20 protein-coding genes are annotated in these 22,813 nt (G+C 45.3%); 19 read left to right on the forward strand and 1 reads right to left on the reverse strand.

All coding sequences use genetic code 11. The annotated features are described in order from the left end of the window. The first annotated feature begins 4 nt into the window (after positions 1-4). The 10 genes from xseA to spo0A all read left to right on the forward strand — a co-directional run bounded on the left by xseA (position 5) and on the right by spo0A (position 11,416). Complete coding sequence (gene xseA, locus ABHN01_RS11755) at positions 5-1,354, forward strand: exodeoxyribonuclease VII large subunit (protein ID WP_429875683.1); 1,350 nt, start codon at positions 5-7, stop codon at positions 1,352-1,354. Continuing rightward, positions 1,347-1,583: an exodeoxyribonuclease VII small subunit gene (locus ABHN01_RS11760; RefSeq protein WP_429875684.1), complete on the forward strand. Its 237-nt coding sequence runs from the start codon at positions 1,347-1,349 to the stop codon at positions 1,581-1,583. Before xseA ends, ABHN01_RS11760 begins: the two co-directional genes overlap by 8 nt. Continuing rightward, complete coding sequence (locus ABHN01_RS11765; protein WP_429875831.1) at positions 1,580-2,464, forward strand: polyprenyl synthetase family protein; 885 nt, start codon at positions 1,580-1,582, stop codon at positions 2,462-2,464. The genes ABHN01_RS11760 and ABHN01_RS11765 overlap by 4 nt, the downstream gene beginning before the upstream one ends. A gap of 725 nt (positions 2,465-3,189) precedes the next feature. Further along, positions 3,190-3,789 carry a hypothetical protein gene (locus ABHN01_RS11770; RefSeq protein ID WP_290400808.1) on the forward strand — a complete coding sequence of 200 codons (600 nt, stop codon included), beginning with the start codon at positions 3,190-3,192 and terminating at the stop codon, positions 3,787-3,789. Positions 3,790-3,810: 21 nt separating this feature from the next. Further along, positions 3,811-5,712, forward strand: a complete 1,902-nt coding sequence (dxs, locus tag ABHN01_RS11775) for a 1-deoxy-D-xylulose-5-phosphate synthase (protein ID WP_429875685.1) — start codon at positions 3,811-3,813, stop codon at positions 5,710-5,712. After that, on the forward strand, positions 5,709-6,539 hold the full coding sequence (locus ABHN01_RS11780) for a TlyA family RNA methyltransferase (protein ID WP_429875686.1): 831 nt from the start codon (positions 5,709-5,711) through the stop codon (positions 6,537-6,539). The genes dxs and ABHN01_RS11780 overlap by 4 nt, the downstream gene beginning before the upstream one ends. Positions 6,540-6,676: 137 nt before the next feature. Next, positions 6,677-7,126 (forward strand): transcriptional regulator AhrC/ArgR, encoded by a 450-nt coding sequence (ahrC, locus tag ABHN01_RS11785; protein ID WP_290400805.1) that lies wholly within the window; start codon positions 6,677-6,679, stop codon positions 7,124-7,126. Positions 7,127-7,172: 46 nt separating this feature from the next. Then, positions 7,173-8,885 (forward strand): DNA repair protein RecN, encoded by a 1,713-nt coding sequence (gene recN, locus ABHN01_RS11790; protein WP_429875687.1) that lies wholly within the window; start codon positions 7,173-7,175, stop codon positions 8,883-8,885. A 153-nt stretch (positions 8,886-9,038) separates the two neighbouring features. Continuing rightward, a complete protein-coding gene (spoIVB, locus tag ABHN01_RS11795; RefSeq protein WP_429875688.1) occupies positions 9,039-10,337 on the forward strand; it encodes a SpoIVB peptidase in 1,299 nt (432 codons plus the stop codon). A 275-nt stretch (positions 10,338-10,612) separates the two neighbouring features. Then, a complete protein-coding gene (gene spo0A / locus ABHN01_RS11800) occupies positions 10,613-11,416 on the forward strand; it encodes a sporulation transcription factor Spo0A (RefSeq protein WP_290400802.1) in 804 nt (267 codons plus the stop codon). A 155-nt stretch (positions 11,417-11,571) separates the two neighbouring features. Here the strand turns inward: spo0A and ABHN01_RS11805 are convergent, their stop codons facing one another. Next, positions 11,572-11,808, reverse strand: a complete 237-nt coding sequence (locus ABHN01_RS11805; RefSeq protein ID WP_290400801.1) for a DUF2627 domain-containing protein — start codon at positions 11,806-11,808, stop codon at positions 11,572-11,574. A gap of 137 nt (positions 11,809-11,945) precedes the next feature. Here ABHN01_RS11805 and ABHN01_RS11810 point away from each other — a divergent pair, with 137 nt between their 5' ends. The 9 genes from ABHN01_RS11810 (at position 11,946) to ABHN01_RS11850 (ending at position 22,677) form a co-directional block, all read left to right on the forward strand. Next, on the forward strand, positions 11,946-14,009 hold the full coding sequence (locus ABHN01_RS11810) for a sigma 54-interacting transcriptional regulator (RefSeq protein ID WP_429875689.1): 2,064 nt from the start codon (positions 11,946-11,948) through the stop codon (positions 14,007-14,009). Positions 14,010-14,142: 133 nt separating this feature from the next. Continuing rightward, complete coding sequence (gene yqiS, locus ABHN01_RS11815; protein ID WP_429875690.1) at positions 14,143-15,042, forward strand: phosphate butyryltransferase; 900 nt, start codon at positions 14,143-14,145, stop codon at positions 15,040-15,042. A gap of 21 nt (positions 15,043-15,063) precedes the next feature. Beyond that, entirely contained in the window at positions 15,064-16,164 is a 1,101-nt protein-coding gene (gene bcd / locus ABHN01_RS11820) for a branched-chain amino acid dehydrogenase (RefSeq protein WP_429875691.1), read from the forward strand. 26 nt (positions 16,165-16,190) lie between these two features. Continuing rightward, positions 16,191-17,297, forward strand: coding sequence for a butyrate kinase (buk, locus tag ABHN01_RS11825; protein WP_429875692.1), 1,107 nt, complete (start codon positions 16,191-16,193; stop codon positions 17,295-17,297). 21 nt (positions 17,298-17,318) lie between these two features. Beyond that, positions 17,319-18,740: a dihydrolipoyl dehydrogenase gene (gene lpdA / locus ABHN01_RS11830; protein WP_429875693.1), complete on the forward strand. Its 1,422-nt coding sequence runs from the start codon at positions 17,319-17,321 to the stop codon at positions 18,738-18,740. Positions 18,741-18,758: 18 nt separating this feature from the next. Further along, positions 18,759-19,751: a thiamine pyrophosphate-dependent dehydrogenase E1 component subunit alpha gene (locus tag ABHN01_RS11835; protein ID WP_429875694.1), complete on the forward strand. Its 993-nt coding sequence runs from the start codon at positions 18,759-18,761 to the stop codon at positions 19,749-19,751. 12 nt (positions 19,752-19,763) lie between these two features. Beyond that, positions 19,764-20,747, forward strand: coding sequence for an alpha-ketoacid dehydrogenase subunit beta (locus ABHN01_RS11840; protein ID WP_429875695.1), 984 nt, complete (start codon positions 19,764-19,766; stop codon positions 20,745-20,747). Positions 20,748-20,775: 28 nt separating this feature from the next. Next, complete coding sequence (locus ABHN01_RS11845; protein ID WP_429875696.1) at positions 20,776-22,092, forward strand: dihydrolipoamide acetyltransferase family protein; 1,317 nt, start codon at positions 20,776-20,778, stop codon at positions 22,090-22,092. 153 nt (positions 22,093-22,245) lie between these two features. Next, positions 22,246-22,677, forward strand: coding sequence for a BrxA/BrxB family bacilliredoxin (locus ABHN01_RS11850; RefSeq protein WP_429875697.1), 432 nt, complete (start codon positions 22,246-22,248; stop codon positions 22,675-22,677). Positions 22,678-22,813: the final 136 nt, after the last annotated feature.

Below are 22,813 nucleotides of genomic sequence, written 5' to 3' on the forward strand. Positions count from 1 at the left end.
TTTCATGCAAAATGACCGTTATGTAACGATAAGCTCAGTTACCCGTTACATTAAGCGGGTTTTTGAAGAAGATGACAACTTGAATAACGTATGGGTCCGCGGAGAACTTTCCAATGTCAAACGACATAGCCGCGGTCATTTGTATTTTACTCTGAAGGATGAGCACAGCAAAGTCAATGCAGTCATGTTTTCCGGAAATAACCGTTTTCTATCCTTTCAGCCCGAAGAAGGGATGAAGGTACTGATTCAGGGTGAAATTTCCGTATATGAACCTCAGGGCCAGTATCAGCTCTATGCAAGGACCATGAAAAAAGACGGAGTAGGCAATTTGTTCCTAGCCTACGAAGAGCTGAAGCGAAAGCTTGAATCCGAAGGGCTGTTTAATTCTTCCCGTAAAAAGAAGGTTCCTTCGTTTCCGGATGAGATTGGAGTTATCACTTCACCGACCGGAGCAGCTGTAAGGGATATTATAACGACGATCAGGCGCCGTTTTCCCATTGCGAAAGTAACGGTATATCCAGTACTTGTTCAGGGTTCAGGTGCCGCGGCATCTATCGCAAAAGCGATCGAAAAAGCAAATAGGGGACCTTCTGATGTTCTTATTATTGGACGAGGAGGCGGCTCGATAGAAGAATTATGGGCTTTTAACGAAGAGCTGGTAGTAAGGGCCATTTATGGATCAACCATTCCCGTCATATCTGCTGTCGGACACGAGACGGACTTTACGATCGCGGATTTTGTAGCTGATCTCAGGGCACCAACACCTACTGCAGCTGCTGAATTGGCCGTTCCGCATATTGCCGAACTGCATGACAGGCTCGCTCAACGCAATTTCAGATTGACCCGGGCGGTTGGTGACCAGATCGCCCAGTACCGCCAGCGGCTGTCAAGACTGCAAAAATCTTATGCTTTCCGCTATCCTGATCAGCTGATCAAGCAGAAAGAAGTCGAACTCGACCGTGTGCTTGAGATGATGACAAGAGAGATGAATCGCAATATTGAACGCCAGAAAAGCAAAATCCGTCAAATGCAGAAACAGCTGTCCTATTTTTCACCAGGAGATCAGATCCTGAAAATGAAAGAGAAGCAGTTGAAGCTTGGAAAATCCTTAATACGTTCTATGCAGCAGCAAGTGAAGGGGAGCCAGTCGGGATTTCAAGGCAAACTGTCACGTTTGAATGCCCTAAATCCACTGGCAGTTATGGAGAGAGGCTACAGTCTTGTGTATAGGGAAGACGAGCAGCTCGTTAAAAGCGTGAAACAGATACAGCCTGGAGACACCATAAAGGTCCGGCTGCAGGATGGAAAATTGGATTGCCAGGTTTGGGGATTGGAGGAGAAAAATAATGGCTGAGAAAAATAATATTACCTTTGAAGAAGCAATGGAACAGCTGGAACACATCGTTGAACGGCTGGAAGAAGGGGATGTCCCTCTTGAAGAGAGTATAGATTTGTTTCAGCAGGGGATGGCTCTGTCAAAAGTATGCCATACCAAACTTCAGAACATTGAAAAAAAAATGGATACGATCATGAAAGATAATGGAGAAGCAGCCCCGTTTATCATTCAGGAAGAAGAGAAATAATCATGGATATTCAACACTACCTGCAAGACAAAAGGCAGTTCATCAATGATTATCTTCCCTCTTTCCTAGCTGAAAAATCCATTCCTGGCCTTTTAAAAGACTCCATGCTTTATTCGCTGCAGGCAGGCGGCAAACGGCTTCGCCCCATCTTAACGCTGGCTGTTCTCGATGCTTTCGGCAAGAGGGCGGAAGTGGGTCTGGAAGCTGCCTGTGCACTCGAGATGGTGCACACCTATTCACTCATCCACGACGACCTTCCTTGCATGGACGATGATGATTACAGGAGAGGGAAGCCAACGAATCATAAAGCGTTTGGAGAAGCGATCGCGATCCTCGCAGGCGATGCTTTGCTAACGTTCAGTTTTCAGGTCATCGCAGGAAGCCATGTATATTCACCTGAGCAGAAAGTTTCACTCCTTTCCATTCTTTCTGAAGCGTCCGGAGCAGAAGGGATGGTAGCCGGGCAGGCAGTGGACATGGAATCAGAGAATCAGGAGCTTACACTGGAAGAGCTGCAATCGATCCACGAAAGAAAAACGGGGCGCCTCCTTGAAGCATCCGTTCTTTTTGGTGCGGTCCTGGCAGACGCGGACACCGAAGATTTCGCACGCCTGAAAGCGTTCAGCAGGCACTTGGGAATCGCCTTCCAGATACAGGATGATATTTTGGATGTAACCGGTGATTCCGAGCTCATGGGAAAACAAGCTGGAAGTGATGAAAATAATTTTAAAAGCACCTATCCAAAACTTCTCACGCTTGATGGAGCAAAAGCAGAGCTCGCCCACCATATCAAGCTGGCAAAAGAGAACCTTCGGGAAGCGAAAGTTGATCCTGTCATACTGGAAGGGATCACGGATTATATTGTAAGTAGAAACCACTAGTGTTTCAGCCGTATTGTTGGCATTCGAGTTTTATGGTATGATAGAGAATATTTTGGAGTGGTGCAGTATTCTAGTCAGTCTCCCATTCTTGAAGGCGGGCCTAAAAATCCGCCAAAGGGCACATCGATGAAGTTCCTGGTGTTGGCTTGAGGCGCCCAGCCTTGGGTTAACGCTGGGAGTTAAGGTCGCAGGGCGATCCACAATGGCATGTGGGCGTTGACCCTGCTTCCGCGGAGACCCCCATCTTTGCGGCTTGCGTTGTAATACCTTGCTGTGAAATGGGGTTTGAACCTGCCAATGTTCTGCTACATGCAGAAACATGCAGCGTAGCCTGCCTTGAGTGGAGCTTGAGGGGATTATGGACATAAGGACGATGGAGGGTTGGCCGCCTGAAATCTGTTCATGCCGTATGAAATCATCTCTGCAAAAGAGGCTAGGGAAATGGGTAAGGGCTGTTGAGGAAAACTCCTAGACTGTTCCCGCGACATTCAAAAAGGATTATAGTGCGGACTAAGTGGCAATCCAGTCTAACGTTTGGCGACACCGTTAAGGAGGAAGTAAAGGGAAACCGCGGATATGGCGACATCTCCGTTTCCTCTTGGGAAAACCTACTGGACCTAAGCCGCAGCGTTTACTTTTTGAATGACCACTCCTCATACATAATTTAAATGGAGACCTTACGCAGGATTCTGGCGTAAGGCGTTCATTATATTTAGGGAGATTTTATGAAGCATTCATTTCATAAATCGCTAAAATGGAGTACAGGCATTGCCGTTATCACGCTCGTGTTAGCGGCAATTTTTTCAGTGGCTTCCACCCTGCTCCTAAGCGGCGTTTCGTGGGGTATGGGAATGGTCATTGTGTTAATTATTGTTCTTATTGGTGTAATTTTTGATATTATTGGTGTAGCATCTACTGCAGCGAATGAAGTTCCCTTTCATGCGATGGCATCAGAAAAGGTGCCCGGTGCCCGGCATGCTATTCTTATTACAAGGAATGCTGACCGGGTAGCCAATTTCTGCAATGATGTAATAGGGGATATATCAGGCATCATCAGCGGAACGGCTTCAGCGGCAGTTATTGTAGAATTGACCATGAACCTCGGACATGGGGAAGGAACAGTGTTTGAGCACACGATCTCCATCCTGTTTACGGGGGTGATTGCGGCGCTAACCGTTGGGGGAAAAGCGTTTGGAAAATCATATGCGATCCACCATGCCACAATTATTATTTTTCAAGTGGGCCGTTTAATATATTTTTTTGAGGAAAAGTTAAAGATTAAACTATTTGATACTTCTTCTAATAGAGGAAAGAGAAGGAATTAAATTGGAAAGTGAGGATTTTCCATGAAACTGGAAGATATTCAAAACCCTCAGTTCTTAAAGACGTACGATCAGGAACAGCTTAAGAAGCTTGCGCAGGAGATCCGTCTCTTCTTAATCAGCAAGCTTTCTGTGACAGGCGGGCATCTCGGTGCCAATCTAGGGGTAGTCGAACTGACTCTTGCCCTTCATAAGGTTTTTGACAGCCCGAAGGACAAGCTGATCTGGGATGTGGGCCACCAGGCCTATATCCACAAAATGCTGACAGGGAGAACTTCGCAATTTGATACATTGCGTCAATATAAAGGTCTTTGCGGATTTCCTAAACGAGTGGAAAGCGAACATGATGTCTGGGAAACCGGCCATAGTTCCACTTCTTTATCAGCGGCTATGGGAATGGCCATCGCGCGTGATTTAAAAGGAACCGATGAAAAGGTAGTAGCCGTTATTGGGGACGGCGCTCTGACAGGCGGGATGGCGCTTGAAGCATTGAACCATATTGGACATGAGAAAAAAGATTTGATCGTTGTGCTGAATGACAATGAAATGTCCATAGCTCCGAACGTCGGTGCTCTCCACAGCGTACTCGGGCGAATGAGAACGGCTAAGAAATATAATAAAGCGAAGGACGAACTGGAATCTCTTATCCGCAAAATCCCGGCATTTGGCGGTAAACTCGCTGCCACAGCCGAAAGGCTGAAGGACAGTTTAAAATACATGCTGGTGTCTGGCATGTTCTTCGAAGAACTTGGATACACGTACCTTGGGCCCGTTGACGGCCATGACTTGTCTGATCTTGAGGAGAACCTTCGTTATGCGAAGAAAACAGAAGGCCCAGTGATTGTTCACGTATTGACCAAAAAAGGGAAAGGGTACAAGCCAGCAGAACAGGACCAAACCGATCACTGGCACGGAGTGGGCCCATATAAAATCGAATCAGGCGAGAAGATTAAAGCGAAGCAGGCTGCTCCTTCTTACAGTAAACTCGTGAGTGATACACTAGCCAACCTTTCTGAAAAGGATGATCGGATCGCTGTTATAACACCTGCTATGACTGTAGGTTCGCAGCTTGAAGGGTATGCACAGAAGTTTCCTGAACGCCTTTTTGACGTAGGAATCGCAGAACAGCATGCGATGACCATGGCAGCGGGGCTGGCCACTCAAAACATGAAGCCTGTGCTGTCCATCTATTCTACTTTTCTGCAGCGTGCGTATGATCAGCTTCTCCACGATGTGGCGAGACAGAATCTTAATGTTATTCTTACGGTGGACAGGTCTGGGCTCGTAGGTGCGGACGGTGAGACCCATCAAGGTGTGTTTGATATTGCTTTTATGCGTCATATACCGAATCTCGTGATCGCCATGGGGAAAGATGAGAACGAACTTCAGCACTTAGTTCATACGGCTGTCCAATATGACGATGGACCGATTGCCATCCGTTTCCCGAGAGGTAACGGCCTTGGTGTAGAAATGGATACCGAGTATGAACAAATTCCAATCGGAAGCTGGGACGTATTGAAAGAAGGAAATGAAGCTGTCATTCTTACCTTTGGAACAACGATCCCAATGGCTTTGGAGGCGTGGGAAACCCTGGCTAAACAAGGTGTTTCTGCAAGGGTGGTCAACGCGCGCTTCATCAAGCCCTTTGATCATAAGATGATGTTGGAAATCCTGCGTGAGGGTTTGCCGATTCTTACGATTGAGGAAGCAGTCCTGCAGGGCGGCTTCGGGAGTGCCGTTCTGGAATATGCAAACGAACATCAATTTTACTCCACAATGATCGACAGAATGGGAATACCAGATTGTTTTATTGAACATGGAAGTGTGACCAAACTTCTAGAAGAGATTGGAATGACAACAGAAGACGTAGTGGAGCGGACAAAAAAACTTGTTTTAGAAAAAAAGAAAAAGGGTCTATATACATGAAGAAAGAACGGATCGATGTTTTGCTCGTTGAACGGGGGCTAAGTGAGACGAGGGAAAAAGCAAAGCGTTCAATAATGGCCGGGCTTGTCTATTCGGGCAGCGAACGTTTAGACAAACCAGGTTTAAAAATCGATATTGAAGCCCCTCTTGCCGTCAAAGGCAACGCAATGCCCTACGTGAGCAGGGGCGGATTAAAACTTGAAAAAGCGATCAAGGCATTTGATTTGGAGCTTGAAGGGAAAATTGTGCTGGATATTGGGGCATCCACTGGTGGATTTACCGACTGCGCACTTCAAAATGGAGCGAAGTTCGTTTATGCCCTTGATGTCGGCTATAACCAGCTGGCGTGGAAGATCCGTCAGGATGAACGAGTAGCTGTTATGGAACGAACAAATTTCAGGTATGTTAAGCGGGAAGATCTTCAATTCGGCCTGCCGGAATTTGCTACGATTGATGTTTCGTTTATCTCATTGAAGCTGATTTTGCCGGTACTTAAGACGATCTTAAAACCAGGCGGAGAGGTTATGGCTTTAATCAAACCTCAATTTGAAGCTGGAAGAGCTGATGTTGGAAAAAAAGGAATCGTGCGGGATCCTGTCATTCATGAACGCGTGATCGGGGAAATTATCCGATTTTCTCTCCATGAAGGCTACAATGTCCTAAATCTTTCTTATTCTCCTATAACCGGCGGGGAAGGAAACATCGAATTTCTCGTTCATTTGAAGACTGAAGCCGAAACCGCTGAACGACCATTTCAAGAAGAAAAAATTGCAGAAGTCGTAACAGAGGCCCACCAGCTGTTCAAAAAAACGGATGCAGATGAATAAATAAACAATGGCCCGTATTGCAAATCAGTGATACGGGCTATTTTATTAGATGTACAAGAACGGGACAATATTATAAGATAAGAGCAGATGATTAAAGGATTTTAAGCTTCAATCGATATTTAAATGAGGTGAAAGACGTGAATAAAGGCCAACGTCATATTAAAATAAGAGAAATTATTACACATAAAGAAATTGAAACACAAGATGACCTGGTCGAGGAGCTGCGCAATGCTCGTTTTAATGTGACACAGGCTACGGTTTCCCGTGATATTAAAGAACTGCACCTTGTCAAAGTGCCGATGTCGGACGGAAGATACAAGTACAGCCTGCCGGCGGACCAGCGTTTCAACCCCCTTCAGAAACTGAGAAGGACACTGATCGACAGCTTTGTAAGCATTGATCAGGCTGATCACTTGATTGTTATGAAAACGCTGCCCGGCAATGCAAACGCGATTGGCGCATTGATCGATAAACTGGACTGGGAGGAAATTATGGGAACGATTTGCGGTGATGATACGATCCTGGTAATCTGCCGGTCAAAGGACGTTTCTCCCGACGTTTCGCAGCGGTTCTTGGACATGCTTTAAAATGAACGGTTTTGCTCAAAAGCTTAAAAAGTAAGGTGTGATGTAATTGCTGGCAGAATTAAGCATCCGCAATTTTGCGATTATTGATGCGTTAACCATTTCATTCAATAAAGGGCTAACCGTATTGACGGGGGAAACGGGTGCAGGGAAATCCATAATCATTGATGCCATAGGTCTCTTAATAGGAGGCAGAGGATCTTCAGAGTTCGTACGTTACGGAACGAATAAAGCGGAAATAGAGGGCCTATTTCTAGTGGATTCTCCTCATCCTGTTTTTACAAAAGCTGAGGAACTGGGAATCGATATTCAGGATGGAATGATCGTACTGAAAAGGGACATCATGGAGTCCGGCAAAAGTGTATGCAGAATTAACGGGAAGCTTGTCACGCTTTCGCTCTTAAAAGAATTTGGGCAATCTTTGGTTGATATCCATGGCCAGCATGAGACACAATATTTAATGCAGCCCGAGATGCACCTTTCGCTACTCGACAGCTTTGGCGGTGATGAGATGGAACACCTAATCAGTAATTATCAAGATGTATATTATGACTATAAGGAACTGAGAAAACAGTTAAGAAACCTGACAGAGAATGAGCAGCAGATGAATCAGCGGGTGGATCTGATCCAATACCAGCTGGAAGAGATCAGCAACGCCGAATTATTGCCCAATGAAGATGAAGAGCTGCAGGAAGAGAAGCTTAGGCTTGGCAACTATGAGAAGCTGTTCAACAGCCTTCAGGATTCGTATCAGTCCTTGTACGGGGAGCAAAAAGGGATTGAAAACATCTCTGTCGCTTTAAGCCATCTGCAGAATGTAGCTCATCTCGACGAGGAGCTCAACCAGCTGGAGGAGAATGTGGCCAACCATTTTTATGCCTTGGAAGAAGCTGCTTTCACCATTCGAAATTACTTCGAAACGATGGAGTTTGATCCAGCACGGCTCGATTTTATCGAGACGAGATTGAATGAGATCAGTAAACTGAAACGCAAATATGGCAACAGTGTAAATGAAATATTGGAATATGCGTGTAAGATCGAAAAAGAATTGGACGTACTTCAAAATAAAGACGGCAATATCGAAGCATTGCGGCAGCAGCTTCAAAATCAGGAAAAGCTTCTCCAGAAACATGCTCAAAAGCTCGGCAAAAAAAGAAAGAACCTTGCTGAGCGCCTGACTAACGAGATCCTTCAGGAGCTTAAAGAGCTTTACATGGAGAAAACGGTGTTTGATATTGTGATCAATTCTTTGCAGCAAGAAGGCGGGCAAATACGCGAACAGGATTTCGGTAAATATGGGTCAGATGAAGTGGAGTTCTTCATCTCGACCAATCCTGGGGAACCGTTAAAGCCTTTGGCAAAAGTAGCCTCTGGAGGGGAGCTCTCCCGTGTTATTTTGGCGCTGAAATCCATCTTTTCACATCATCAGGGAATCACTGCCATCATTTTTGATGAAGTGGATACTGGTGTGAGCGGCCGTGTAGCACAGGCGATCGCAGAAAAAATATTCAGGGTTTCAGAAGGCTCTCAAGTGTTGTGTATTACCCACCTTCCGCAGGTCGCAGCAATGGCGGATACGCATTTGCATATATCCAAAGAAACGTCTAACAAACGTACAACAACACATGTCGTATCGCTCGAAACCACACAAAAAGTCAATGAGATCGGAAGAATGATCTCGGGAGTGGAGATCACGGAACTGACGAAACAGCATGCCAGGGAACTGTTGGATCTGGCTGAAGAAATTAAAAAAACTTCTTGAGCCTCCATCCCAATCTTCTCCATTATACGTATGTAATGCTATCCATTTAAGGATAGCTTTTTCTTTTTGGGCGGTTATAATCTTACAGTTCTAAGGCAAAATTAGTAGTACAGCCATGTTGGAGGTGTGGGTAAGGAGCGAGGAGAGTGAAAGATGGTTAAAGATAAAATAAGGCGGATTTTAGGTGTGATCCTCCTTGGTTGCCTGGTGGGAATCGGTTTTCTTCATCCGGTTCAGGATTACGTCGGTCTTCCTTCAGCAGTAAGGGTTTTTAAAGGACAAGACCGTGTGGTTTCCAATCTGCCTTCGGGAACTGAGGTTGCTTCTAAAGGTACAAAAGCAATCTTATCAATAGGCAAAACGAGTGGCAGACACTCATTTTCAGTCAATGCTCATGAGGATGGTGATTCTGTGGTCACGCTCGAAGCAGGCGGCTTTCCGGTGAAAAAAATGGGGATAAATGTACTGCCGGAATTGAAAGTGGTGCCAGGGGGACAATCAATCGGGGTTAAACTGAATACTTTAGGTGTTTTGGTCGTAGGCCATCATCTTGTAGATACTAAAAAAGGTAAAAGATCACCAGGCGAAATCGCAGATATTCAAGTTGGTGATATCATTACCAAGATTAACGGGGAAAGTATTGCAAAAATGGGCGACGTCGCGCCATTTGTGAGAAAAGCCGGAAAAACAGGCGGTATGCTTGATGTAACAGTGATTAGAAACAAAAAAACCTTTCATCGAAAATTGCAGCCGCTGCAGGATAAACATGATTTATCCTACCGAATTGGGCTTTATATCAGGGATTCTGCTGCAGGAGTGGGGACGCTGACATTCTTTCATCCTCAATCCCATAAATACGGGGCTCTCGGGCATGTCATCTCTGATATGGATACGAAACAGCCAATCGTCGTAAATAATGGAGAAATACTGAAATCCACCGTTACTTCCATCGAAAAAGGAAGCAATGGTCATCCGGGTGAGAAATTGGCTCGTTTTTCAGAGGAAAATGAAAGCATTGGGAGCATCTCAAGAAACAGTCCGTTCGGTATTTTCGGAAAACTGAATGATGGACTATCAAATGGACGATGGGATAAGCCATTGCCGATTGCTTTTTCAGATGAAGTAAAAGAAGGGCCGGCCAAGATTCTGACGGTTGTGAATGGAACAAAGGTACAGGCGTTCCAGGTGGAAGTGGTCAGTTCCATCCCTCAAAAATTCCCTGCGACAAAGGGAATGGTCATCAAAATTACCGATCCCAAGCTTTTAAAAACGACGGGAGGTATTGTTCAGGGGATGAGCGGGAGCCCGATTATCCAGAACGGAAAAATCATTGGTGCCGTTACACATGTATTTGTAAATGATCCAACTTCAGGGTACGGTGTCCACATTGAATGGATGCTCGACGAAGCAGGTATAGATATATACGGAAAACAAAAGCAGAAGGCGAGTTAACAGCAGCCTCTGCTTTTTCCTTTCCATCAAAAGGAAAACTTTCTTTGCTTTTCATAGACATTTGTATGAATATTTTATACAATACATATAGATAAAGAAAATTCGACAAGCGTGGTTAAGAAAAGTTATATAGTGTCGAAAATTTAAGATAATTGAAGAGAAAATGTGCTATTTTAACCATCATTAAAAATTTGAGAAAAAATAAAGGGAAAACAGGATTTTTGTGGAAATCTTATAGGAGAAATGAAGAAAATGTTGGATAGGGAGGAATATCCGTGCAAAAAATAAAAGTTTGTTTAGCCGACGATAACCGTGAATTGATCAGTTTATTAAAAGAATATTTAGCAAACCAGGACGATATGGAAGTGATTGGTGTCGCTTACAATGGGCAGGAGTGCCTGAACGTCCTTGAAGATAAAAATCCTGATGTTCTTGTACTCGATATTATTATGCCGCATCTTGACGGGCTGGCGGTATTGGAGAGGATTCGCTCGAATGATCACCTTCCACAGCCGAACGTCATTATGCTTACGGCTTTTGGACAAGAAGATGTTACGAAAAAAGCGGTTGAACTCGGTGCATCCTATTTCATTTTGAAACCGTTTGATATGGATAATCTTGCAAATCAGATCCGCCAGATCTGCGGAGCAGAAAAATCTTTTGTACAGCGTCCTTCTGCAGCTCGTTCGGCTGCCGTGAATACGGTTAAACAGCCGCGCAATCTCGACGCGAGCATTACCAGTATTATTCATGAAATTGGTGTTCCTGCCCACATTAAAGGCTATATGTATCTCCGTGAAGCCATTTCCATGGTATACAATGATATTGAATTACTGGGTTCCATTACCAAAGTTCTCTACCCTGACATTGCCAAAAAGTTCAATACGACGAGCAGCAGGGTTGAGCGAGCGATCCGCCATGCGATTGAAGTGGCTTGGAGCCGTGGCAATATTGACAGTATTTCATCCCTTTTCGGTTATACAGTATCCATGTCAAAAGCAAAACCAACCAATTCTGAATTTATTGCTATGGTCGCAGACAAGCTGAGGATCGAGCATAAATCAAGTATGACTGTTTAACCGCATAGGAAATAAGGAGAAAACAAACTTGCAGTTCTATTCCTTCCTAACCATTGAATGTATATCTCCTTATTGCTTATCCGCAGAAGGCTCCAATACGGGTCTTCTGTTTTTGTTGAAAAAAATAACCCGCCGAAGAAAAATTCTTCTGCGGGCTATTTTTTTTGGAAACGGGTTTGAACTTTGTTTCGTTTTCGGTCCCGGTAGAATATGAATCCCCCTACAAACGCAAGGCCAAAGACAAACAGGATGAAACCGGCAAAAAACTGAAGCCAAAGAGCACCGAATCCGTTATGAAGGATGCCAAATAATACATCTCTCATTAATTTTATCCCGACTACCCCGAGAATGCCCGGGATCACCATAATGAGCAGAGCGATTAAACGTTGCATCGAAGGTCCTCTCCTTTGTCCCTTTTTATTTTACTGTAATTGAGGAATGCTGTCGATGAATATTCCATCCTTGCAACCCTTTTCATAAAACCGTATGATGTAGGTATGAAAATAATTGCAAAAATAAGGAGCTGGGTATGCAAAAAGCAGTTATTTATGGGACCGGGGAGCATCTTGAGCCTCTGGTACACCTGTTGTCATCATCCCGTGTGATTCAGATCAGTGCCATAATTATTGTAAAACCTTCAGCTTCTGAAGGATTAAAGCGTCTCGCAGCGCAATTTAGTATTCCTTTTGCAGACAGTTTGGAAGGAGCTGCTGACCCTGCTGTTGATTTTTTAATCGACTTTACCAGCCGATTAACACTAGAAACAGCGAGGGTTCATTTTGGGAAACGAGTGAGTCTCATCCCTTCGTCCATTGCCTGGCAGTTCTCTCAGGCGCTGTCTGCGAGTGAACATTACATCCCTTCCTATAGAAGCAAGCTACATAAGATCAATACGATTCTTGATTCGACACATGATGGCATGATCGCCATCAATGAAAACCTTTCTGTCACATTGTTCAATAAAAGTGCAGAAAAGATGACAGGAAGCAAAAAAGAAGATGTGATCGGCCACCCGGTCCAGGAAGTGATCCCTAACAGCCAGCTGCCGCGGGTGATGTCTGACGGCAAAGAAGAGATCAACCAGGAGCAGATCCTCGATAACGGTACTAAAATCATTACAACCCGTATTCCAATCATTGATGAATTCGGAAACAAGATGGGTGCTTTTGCGGTATTTAAAGACATTACCGAAATGATCGACCTGGCAGAGGAAGTAACCAATCTGAAAAGTATTCAGTCGATGCTTCATGCGATTATCCAGTCTTCAGAAGAGGCCATCTCGGTTGTTGACGAAGAGGGAAAAGGGTTGATGATCAATCCTGCCTATACAAAACTAACCGGCCTCACCTCGGAGAAGGTAATAGGAAAGCCTGCTACAATAGATATCTCTGAAGGCGAAAGTATTCATATGCAGGTTCTTAAAACGCGAAAGCCTGTCAGAGGGGCTCGTTTAAAAGTGGGGCCACAGCGGCGTGATGTTGTGGTAAATGTAGCGCCGATCATCGTTGACGGTGTGCTGAAAGGCAGTGTCGGGGTCATTCACGACGTTTCCGAAATTAAATCTCTTACAGAGGAGCTTAGCCGAGCACGGCAAATTATCAGGACGCTGGAGGCCAAATATTCGTTTGAGGATATAAAAGGTGAGTCGGAGGAAATGAAATTTGCTGTTGAGCAGGCCCGGCTGGCGGCTTCAACACCTGCTACCGTACTCCTTAGAGGGGAATCCGGGACAGGAAAAGAACTTTTTGCTCATGCGATCCATAACGGAAGCAGCAGGAAATACAATAAATTTATCAGGGTCAATTGTGCTGCCATCTCAGAATCTTTGCTTGAGAGCGAGCTGTTCGGATATGAAGAAGGTGCCTTTTCTGGTGCATTGCGCGGAGGTAAACGAGGCCTCTTTGAAGAGGCTAACGGAGGAAGCATATTTTTAGATGAAATCGGTGAGCTTGCCCCCGCCATGCAGGCCAAGCTTCTCCGTGTTCTTCAGGAAAAAGAAATAAGAAGGGTCGGAGGAACTAAGTCTATTCCAATCAACGTCAGAGTGATTGCGGCGACCAACATTAATTTGGAAAGAAAAATTGGTGAAGGTGCTTTCAGGGAAGATCTTTATTACCGCCTGAACAGAATGCCGATCTATATTCCGCCGCTTCGTGCCAGAAAACAGGATATCCGGCTTTTGGCAAGACACCTGATTCATAAGCTCAATCAGGATTATGGAAAAAATATTGAGGAAATAACAGTGCAAGCAGAAGCAATACTAAAACAGTATGAATGGCCAGGCAATGTCAGAGAGCTCGAGAACGTGCTTGGGAGAGCGATGATCCATATGGATCCTCATGAACAATCGATAGGCTCGAGCCATATCGATCTGCCGTCCCTGGAAAAGACGGAGGAGCAAAAATTGCGTATTACCGAGGCTGAAGATATAAAGCCGCTTGCTCTCCAAATCGAGAAAGTCGAAAAAGAGATTTTAGAGACCACATTAGCTGCGGTCCAGGGCAATAAAACCAAGTGTGCAAAGGTGCTCGGTATTTCATTGCGTAGCCTGTACTATAAACTTGAAAAGTATGGAATCAGTCAATATGAATGAAAGTGCATGCAATTTTATTCATGCTATGCAATTATATTCATATTACCATTCGAAAAATTGCTGATTCCATGGGTGAAAAAGTTGGCACAGTTCTTGCAAGGTATTAGCAGGGTGGCAAAAAGGAGGCTGAACATTGAAACTAGAACAACTGCTGAACTCCAATTCAACGGATTCAAAAAAAGTGGTAGCGGTAGCTGCTGCTGAAGATGAAGAAGTCATTCTGTCAGTGAAGCAGGCCTATGAAAAAGGAATTGCATCATTTATCCTTGCTGGAAATAAAGAAAAAATACAATTTTTGCTTCGGCAGCACGAGCTGAAGGAGGGTGAAGACCTGCAGATAGTGGAGGCTAATCCTGAAAATACGGCAATGGAAGCTGTGAAGGCAGTCAGCGGCGGACAAGCCGACATCCTTATGAAAGGCCATATTCCAACCGCAGATCTGCTGAAGGCAGTCCTTCATAAAGAAAACGGGCTGCGTACCGGAAAGGTATTGTCACATGTGGCAGCGTTTGAAGTTCCAGGCTTTGACCGGCTTATTTTTTTAACCGATTCGGGCATGAACATTGTTCCCGATCTTCAGCAAAAAGCACAGATCATCGAGAACGCCGTACAAGTTGCAAGGGGCATCGGTGTGGCTATGCCTAAGGTTGCGGTCTTGGCGGCTGTTGAATCCGTTAACCCGAACATGCAGGCTACCCTGGATGCGAGTGCGCTAGCCATGATGAACAGGCGAGGACAAATCAAGGGGTGCATCGTGGACGGCCCTCTTGCTCTCGATAATGCCATTTCAGTCAAAGCAGCTGAACATAAAGGGATATCGGGTGAGGTGGCCGGGCAAGCGGATGTGCTTGTTGTCCCGGCCATCGAAACAGGAAACGCATTGTATAAGTCTCTCATCTATTTTGCGAATGCCAAAGTGGGGGCCGTTGTTGCGGGCGCCCGAGCACCAATCGTTCTGACGTCGAGGGCTGATACGGCTGAAAGCAAGCTGTATTCAATTGCTCTTGCCGTATATTCGCTTGAAAAAATATAAACAAACAGGAGGAAAAATAAAATGGAACTATTCAAATACATGGAAACTTATGATTATGAACAAGTGGTAGTATGCCAGGATAAACAATCAGGATTAAAAGCCATCGTAGTGATTCACGATACAACACTTGGGCCGGCACTGGGCGGTACAAGAATGTGGACGTACAACTCTGAAGAAGAAGCATTTGAAGATGCTTTGAGACTGGCACGCGGAATGACATACAAAAATGCGGCCGCAGGACTTAACCTTGGCGGCGGCAAAACAGTGATCATCGGAGATCCGAAAAAAGACAAGAACGAAGAGATGTTTCGTGCGTTCGGCCGTTATATCCAAGGGCTGAACGGCCGATATATTACAGCTGAAGATGTAGGTACTACTGTAGAAGATATGGATATCATCTACCAGGAAACTCCATTCGTAACAGGTGTTTCCCCGGCATTCGGTTCTTCAGGCAATCCATCTCCAGTAACCGCTTATGGCGTTTACCGTGGAATGAAAGCCGCAGCGAAGGAAGCATTCGGTACAGATTCACTGGAAGGAAAGGTGATCGCAGTACAGGGTGTCGGGCATGTGGCCTACAATCTTTGCCGCCACTTGAACGAAGAAGGCGCTCAGCTTATCGTAACGGATATTAATAAAGAAGCCGTTGACCGTGTCGTTGAAGAATTCGGTGCTAAAGCGGTGAATCCGGACGAAATCTATGGAGTGGAATGCGATATATTCGCACCTTGTGCTTTAGGAGCGATCATTAATGACCAGACCATTGGAGAGATCAAGGCAAAAGTTATCGCCGGTGCAGCAAATAACCAGCTCCGCGAAACCCGCCATGGAGATGCCATCCACGAAATGGGAATCGTTTACGCTCCGGATTATGTGATCAATGCAGGCGGTGTAATCAACGTAGCGGATGAATTGAATGGCTATAACCACGACCGTGCAATGAAAAAAGTTGAAACGATATATGACAACATCGCGAAAGTGATCGAGATTTCTAAACGAGACGGTATTCCAACGTATTTGGCAGCTGACAGGCTCGCTGAAGAACGGATTGAAATAATCCGCAATTCCAGAAGCCAGTTCCTTCTAAACGAACGTCATACGCTGTCCAATAGAACCCGATAATCTCGGCTTGAATGGAGGTTTTTATGGTGCCAACAAATGAATATCGCTTGCTAGTCATCAATCCAGGATCAACCTCTACCAAAATCGGGATTTTCGACAATGAACGTGCTGTTTTTGAAAAAACAATACGTCATGACAGCGACAGTATTAATCGGTTTGAAAATAGTATTGATCAATACGAATTTCGAAAGAATACGATCCTTGAAACCCTTGATCATGAAGGGATCAATATCTCTAAATTGAGTGCTGTTGTTGGGCGCGGCGGATTGCTGCGCCCCATCGAAGGCGGCACCTACCATGTGAACGATGTGATGCTTAACGATCTTAGAAATGGATACGCGGGAGAGCATGCTTCTAATCTCGGCGGCATCATCGCATTTGAAATTGCATCGGGGCTTAATATCCCTGCATTTATTGTGGACCCGGTTGTCGTTGATGAGCTGCAGCCTCTCGCAAGAATATCCGGCATCCCTGAGATTAAGCGAAAGAGTATCTTTCACGCTCTGAACCAAAAGGCGGTAGCAAGAAGGGTCTCGTCTTTACTCGGCAAGCCATACTCCAGCCTAAGGCTGATCGTTGCGCACATGGGCGGAGGAATAACGGTCGGTGCACACCTTAACGGTAAAGTGATTGATGTTAATAATGGTCTTCATGGAGAAGGCCCCTTCTCTCCTGAACGTTCGGGTACCGTGCCTGTGGGGGATTTGGTGGAGTTATGCTTCTCGGGCGAATATTATGCCGATGAGATTATGAAGAAGCTGGTCGGGCAAGGAGGTCTTGTCGGATACCTTGGAACAAACGATGCGGTAAGGGTCGAAGAGATGATCGCAAAAGGCAATGAAGAGGCGAAACTGGTATATGATGCGATGGCCTACCAGGTGGCAAAGGAAATCGGCTCAGCAAGTACGGTGTTGAAAGGACAAGTAGATGGGATTGTCATTACCGGAGGACTTGCTTATGGCAAGGAATTTGTGAAAAAAATAATTGAACGTGTGGAATGGATTGCTGATGTCATCGTCCAGCCAGGTGAAAATGAACTGCAGGCCCTGGCTGAAGGAGGACTGCGTGTGCTCAAAGGCGAGGAAGAAGCTAAGGAATATTATGTATCAGGTGTTTCTGTCCGAACGTATTAAACCGAAAAAGGAGAAACAGTTATGGCAACTGAATTTGATCTAGTGATCCTGGGCGGCGGAACTGGCGGTTATGTTGCTGCCATCCGTGCCGCTCAACTCGGCAAAAAAGTGGCGGTCGTTGAAAAAGGGCTGCTTGGCGGAACATGCTTGCATAAAGGATGCATTCCAAGCAAGGCTTTACTGAGAAGTGCTGAAGTATATGCGACTTCTAAAAAAGCAGCTGAATATGGTGTTTCCATTGAGGGTGTATCACTGGATTTTAATAGAGTCCAGGAACGCAAACAAAAAATTGTCGACCAGCTTCATAACGGTGTAAAGCACCTTATGAAAAAAGGTGACATTAAGGTGTTTGAGGGGACAGGCCGTATCCTCGGTCCTTCCATTTTTTCTCCGATGCCCGGAACCGTTTCGGTCGAATTTAATAATGGAGATGAGAATGAAATCCTCATCCCTCAAAATGTCATCATAGCCACTGGCTCAAGGCCACGTACATTGCCGGGATTAGAGCTTGACGGCAAACTGGTCATGTCCTCTGATGATGCCTTGAAGATGGAGTCGCTGCCTTCTTCCATTCTGATTATTGGCGGTGGCGTTATCGGAATCGAGTGGGCATCCATGCTCAATGACTTCGGTGTAGAAGTTACGGTCGTTGAATATGCAGACCGCATTCTTCCGACGGAAGACGCGGACATTTCCAAGGAAGCTGCGAGAATCCTTAAGAAGAAGGGCATCAAACTGGTTACAGGTGCGAAAGTCCTTCCGAAGACACTGAAAAAAGAAGGCAAGGTTCATATTGATGCTGAGCATAAAGGCGGAACGGCATCATTCACAGCAGAAACCATCCTTGTATCCGTTGGCCGTCAAGCGAATGTTGAAGGGATAGGCCTGGAGAACACAACGATTAAAGTAGAAAAAGGATTCATTGAAACCAATGAGTATTATCAGACGGCTGAAAGCCATATCTACGCGATTGGAGATGTCATCGGCGGACTCCAGCTTGCTCATGTAGCTTCCCATGAAGGAATCACAGCTGTTGAACATCTTTCCAATGAGAAACCGCACACCATTGATTATTCTATGATTTCCAAATGTATTTATTCCAGCCCGGAAATGGCTAGTGTCGGATATACAGAACAGGAAGCAAAAGATAAAGGGTATACTGTTAAGGTTGGAAAGTTTCCGTTCAAAGCGATTGGCAAAGCTCTTGTTTATGGAGAATCTGATGGATTTGTTAAACTTGTAGTGGATGAAGCTACAGACGATCTTCTAGGTGTCCATATGATCGGTCCTCATGTTACCGATATGATTTCGGAAGCGGGTCTGGCGAGGGTTTTGGATGCGACACCTTGGGAAATCGCCCAGACTGTTCATCCTCATCCTACACTTTCTGAAGTGTTCGGCGAAGCAGCACTTGCTGTCGACGGAAAAGCGATTCATTTCTAATAATAGGAGGGATATATCATGGGAGAAAACCGCCATGAAAGACTTGGTTTGACGGACGAGAATGTCCTTGAAATGTATAGAACGATGCTGATGGCCAGAAAAATTGATGAGCGTATGTGGCTGTTGAACCGCGCAGGAAAAATCCCATTTGTGATTTCCTGTCAGGGGCAGGAAGCCGCTCAGGTAGGAGCTGCCATGGCACTCGACCGGGAAAAAGATTTCGTATTACCGTATTACAGAGATATGGGTGTCGTACTTTGGTTTGGAATGACAGCAAAAGATTTAATGCTTTCTGGTTTTGCAAAAGCTGAAGATCCAAACAGCGGCGGAAGGCAGATGCCCGGCCACTTCGGCGGGAAAAAATACCGCATCGTGACGGGTTCTTCCCCGGTTACCACTCAGGTGCCTCATGCCGTGGGAATGGCACTTGGCGGCAAACTTGAAGGAAAAGACCTTGTTACATTTACCACATTTGGAGAAGGTTCTTCCAATCAGGGGGATTTTCACGAAGGCATCAACTTTGCCAGTGTTCACAAACTTCCTGTAATCTTCATGTGTGAAAATAATAAATATGCGATTTCTGTACCTATTCAGAAGCAGTTGGCGTGCAAAAATGTTTCAGATCGTGCTTTAGGTTATGGCATCCCTGGTGTGACTGTTGATGGAAACGATCCATTAGCGGTATATGAAGCTGTAAAAGAAGCTGCAGACCGAGGACGCCGCGGGGAGGGCCCTACATTAATCGAAGCCGTTTCTTACAGGCTGACTCCTCACTCCAGTGATGATGATGACCGTGCTTATCGTACGCGCGAAGAGGTGGAAGAAGCAAAAGCAAAGGATTCCATCTTTACATTTGCTGAATATCTAAAAGATGCAGGCGTTCTAACTGACGAGTATGAGAAACAATGCCATGAAGAGATCACAGCGATTATTGACGAAGCAACTGATTATGCAGAAGCAGCGCCGTATGCAGACCCAGAGTCGGCCATGCGCTTTCTTTATGCAGAGTAAGGGGGAGAAACGATGCCGATTATTTCATATATAGATGCAGTAACACAGGCTATACGCGAAGAGATGCAACGAGATAAAAGAGTATTTGTGGTAGGGGAAGACGTGGGAGTGCGCGGAGGCGTGTTCCGTGCTACTGCTGGATTGATTGATGAATTCGGTGAAGACCGTGTGATTGATGCACCACTTGCTGAATCTGCTATTGCAGGTGTTGGAATCGGTGCAGCAATGTATGGCATGCGGCCGATAGCAGAGATGCAGTTTGCTGATTTCATTATGCCAGCCGTAAACCAGATCGTTTCAGAGGCAGCAAAAATCCGTTACCGTTCAAATAATGACTGGACGTGCCCGATCACAATACGTGCTCCATATGGCGGAGGCGTTCATGGTGCTTTGTACCATTCCCAATCGGTGGAAGCATTGTTCGCCAATGTTCCGGGATTAAAAATTGTTATGCCGTCCACACCGTATGATGTAAAAGGCCTTCTGAAGGCTGCGATCCGTGACGAGGACCCAGTTTTATTCTTTGAGCATAAACGTGCCTACCGTTTGATTAAAGGCGAAGTTCCGGAAGAAGAATATACATTGCCGATCGGCAAAGCGGACGTAAAACGTGAAGGGGAAGATCTTACGGTGATTACATATGGCTTATGTGTACATTTTGCGCTCCAGGCTGCAGAAAAGCTTGAGAAAGACGGAATTTCAGCTCATGTTCTTGATTTGAGGACGGTTTATCCGCTTGATAAGGAAGCGATTATTGAAGCCGCCTCAAAAACAGGCAAAGTATTGCTTTTGACTGAAGATAATAAAGAGGGAAGCATCATGAGTGAAGTTTCCGCGATCATCGGTGAACATTGCCTCTTCGAACTGGATGCACCGATCAAACGTCTTGCCGGGCCAGATGTGCCTGCCATGCCGTACGCTCCCACCATGGAGAAGTATTTTATGATCAATCCGGACAAAGTGGAAAAAGCAATGAGAGAACTGGCTGAATTTTAATACAGCACTCTAGCAGGAGGGTGAATTTATGGCGACGGAAAAAATCTTAATGCCCCAGCTCGGGGAAAGTGTAACAGAAGGCACAATCAGCAAATGGCTCGTACAGCCCGGTGATCATGTCAAAAAGTATGATCCGCTTGCTGAAGTAATGACCGATAAAGTGAATGCGGAAATTCCTTCATCATTTACAGGTGTTATTAAGGAACTGACCGCTCAGGAAGGCGATACACTAGCAGTGGGTGATCAAATCTGTTATATCGATACGGAAGGCGGAACATCCAAAAAAAGTGATGAAGCAGCTCCGGCGGATGCTCCTTCTGATAAAAAAGAGGAAGGAGCCGCAATTCCTTCTGCATCAACTGGGCTTCCTAAGCGGGATCAATCTGAGAAAAACCGTTTTTCTCCAGCGGTCCTTCGACTAGCGGATGAGCATAACATTGACCTGAACCAAGTAGAAGGATCAGGAATGAACGGCCGTATCACCCGCAAAGATTTAAAGAAATTAATTGAATCCGGCATTATTCCGGCACAAGGGGCAGCACCGATTCAGGAAGCAGCCCATGTTAAGACTCCTGAACCACAGGCGGCTCCTCAAGCGGAAGCTCCTAAGCCAGCACCTGCAGCGCCAGTGGAAAGCCTGCCTGGAGATATTGAAATTCCGGTAACAGGCGTCAGAAAAGCCATCGCCGCGAACATGGTGAGAAGCAAGCATGAAGCACCACATGCGTGGACAATGGTCGAGGTAGATGTATCGAACCTCGTGTCCTACCGCAATGGAGTGAAAAACGACTTTAAATCGAAAGAAGGCTTCAACTTAACGTTCCTGCCATTCTTTATTAAAGCTGTCGTCGAGTCATTGAAGGAATTTCCTCAATTGAACTCCATGTGGGCGGGTGATAAGATCATCCAGAAGAAAGACATCAACATTTCGATTGCGGTAGCAACGGATACGGCGCTTTACGTTCCTGTCATCAAACAGGCTGATGAGAAGAGTATCAAAGGCATCGCGCGTGAAGTGAAGGATCTGGTAGATAAAGTGCGTACGAACCGTTTGGGTGCAGATGATATGGAAGGCGGTACGTTCACTGTCAATAACACGGGATCTTTTGGATCTGTTATGTCTACACCGATCATCAATTATCCGCAAGCGGCGATTCTTTCCGTGGAATCCATCGTAAAACGTCCGGTTGTCATGAATAACGGTATGATTGCGGTCCGCGATATGGTTAACCTTTGTCTTTCACTTGATCACCGAGTACTCGACGGACTCGTATGCGGCCGATTCCTTGCCCGTGTGAAAGAACGTTTAGAAAATATTTCGAGTGAAACAACATCTATTTATTAAAAAGAGGTTTATGCGGGAAAGAAAAGGGTAAGTAAGAAGTATCAACACCTCCATACCCCATAACCCCCTAAAGAAAAGACGCTTCGGTAAGCGTCTTTTCTTTGTATTGAATGAGAAAACGGGTAAAATAAAGGCAGAAAGGGGAGGTTAGCAATGAATCTGAATTTTAACTTTTTCATGAATGATGCCGTTGAATCGGCACGAAAAGAGATCGTAGAAGCCGGATATACACAATTAACAACACCCGAAGAGGTAGACGAGGCATTGGCTAAAAAAGGGACGACCTTGGTTATGGTCAATTCTGTATGCGGGTGTGCAGGCGGCATCGCCCGGCCTGCTGCTTCTTACTCTGTAAAACAAGGAATCCGCCCAGACCATCTTGTGACAGTGTTTGCAGGACAGGATAAGGAAGCGACAGAACAAGCGCGTTCCTATTTTACCGGATATCCTCCTTCTTCACCTTCCTTTGCCCTTTTAAAAGACGGAGAGATCCAGATGATGGTGCAAAGACATGAAATCGAAGGCGAAGAACCGATGGAAGTTGTGAATAAACTGATCGGTGCGTTTAATACCTATTGCAAATAAACAAAAGACAAAGACAGGACCCATTCTCCAAGAGGATGGGTTTTCATATGCATTGTTTTGTATAGAAATACATTCGGAATTATCAGAAAACGTAAAATCCCTACTTTTTGTGTTAAAATGCATTATATTGAATAAA

Origin of the sequence: Fictibacillus sp. NRS-1165, assembly GCF_050468105.1 — a bacterium.
Classification (GTDB): domain Bacteria; phylum Bacillota; class Bacilli; order Bacillales; family Fictibacillaceae; genus Fictibacillus_C; species Fictibacillus_C terrinigri.

Coding starts and splice junctions, on each gene's coding strand:
- ABHN01_RS11845 (WP_429875696.1), top strand. CDS start 20,776: ATGGCGACGGAAAAAATCTTAATGCCCCAGCTCGGGGAAAGTGTAACA.
- bcd (WP_429875691.1), top strand. CDS start 15,064: ATGGAACTATTCAAATACATGGAAACTTATGATTATGAACAAGTGGTA.
- ABHN01_RS11840 (WP_429875695.1), top strand. CDS start 19,764: ATGCCGATTATTTCATATATAGATGCAGTAACACAGGCTATACGCGAA.
- lpdA (WP_429875693.1), top strand. CDS start 17,319: ATGGCAACTGAATTTGATCTAGTGATCCTGGGCGGCGGAACTGGCGGT.
- ABHN01_RS11835 (WP_429875694.1), top strand. CDS start 18,759: ATGGGAGAAAACCGCCATGAAAGACTTGGTTTGACGGACGAGAATGTC.
- ABHN01_RS11805 (WP_290400801.1), bottom strand. CDS start 11,808: ATGCAACGTTTAATCGCTCTGCTCATTATGGTGATCCCGGGCATTCTC.
- spoIVB (WP_429875688.1), top strand. CDS start 9,039: ATGGTTAAAGATAAAATAAGGCGGATTTTAGGTGTGATCCTCCTTGGT.
- ABHN01_RS11850 (WP_429875697.1), top strand. CDS start 22,246: ATGAATCTGAATTTTAACTTTTTCATGAATGATGCCGTTGAATCGGCA.
- ABHN01_RS11810 (WP_429875689.1), top strand. CDS start 11,946: ATGCAAAAAGCAGTTATTTATGGGACCGGGGAGCATCTTGAGCCTCTG.
- ABHN01_RS11780 (WP_429875686.1), top strand. CDS start 5,709: ATGAAGAAAGAACGGATCGATGTTTTGCTCGTTGAACGGGGGCTAAGT.
- ABHN01_RS11770 (WP_290400808.1), top strand. CDS start 3,190: ATGAAGCATTCATTTCATAAATCGCTAAAATGGAGTACAGGCATTGCC.
- xseA (WP_429875683.1), top strand. CDS start 5: ATGCAAAATGACCGTTATGTAACGATAAGCTCAGTTACCCGTTACATT.
- dxs (WP_429875685.1), top strand. CDS start 3,811: ATGAAACTGGAAGATATTCAAAACCCTCAGTTCTTAAAGACGTACGAT.
- ABHN01_RS11760 (WP_429875684.1), top strand. CDS start 1,347: ATGGCTGAGAAAAATAATATTACCTTTGAAGAAGCAATGGAACAGCTG.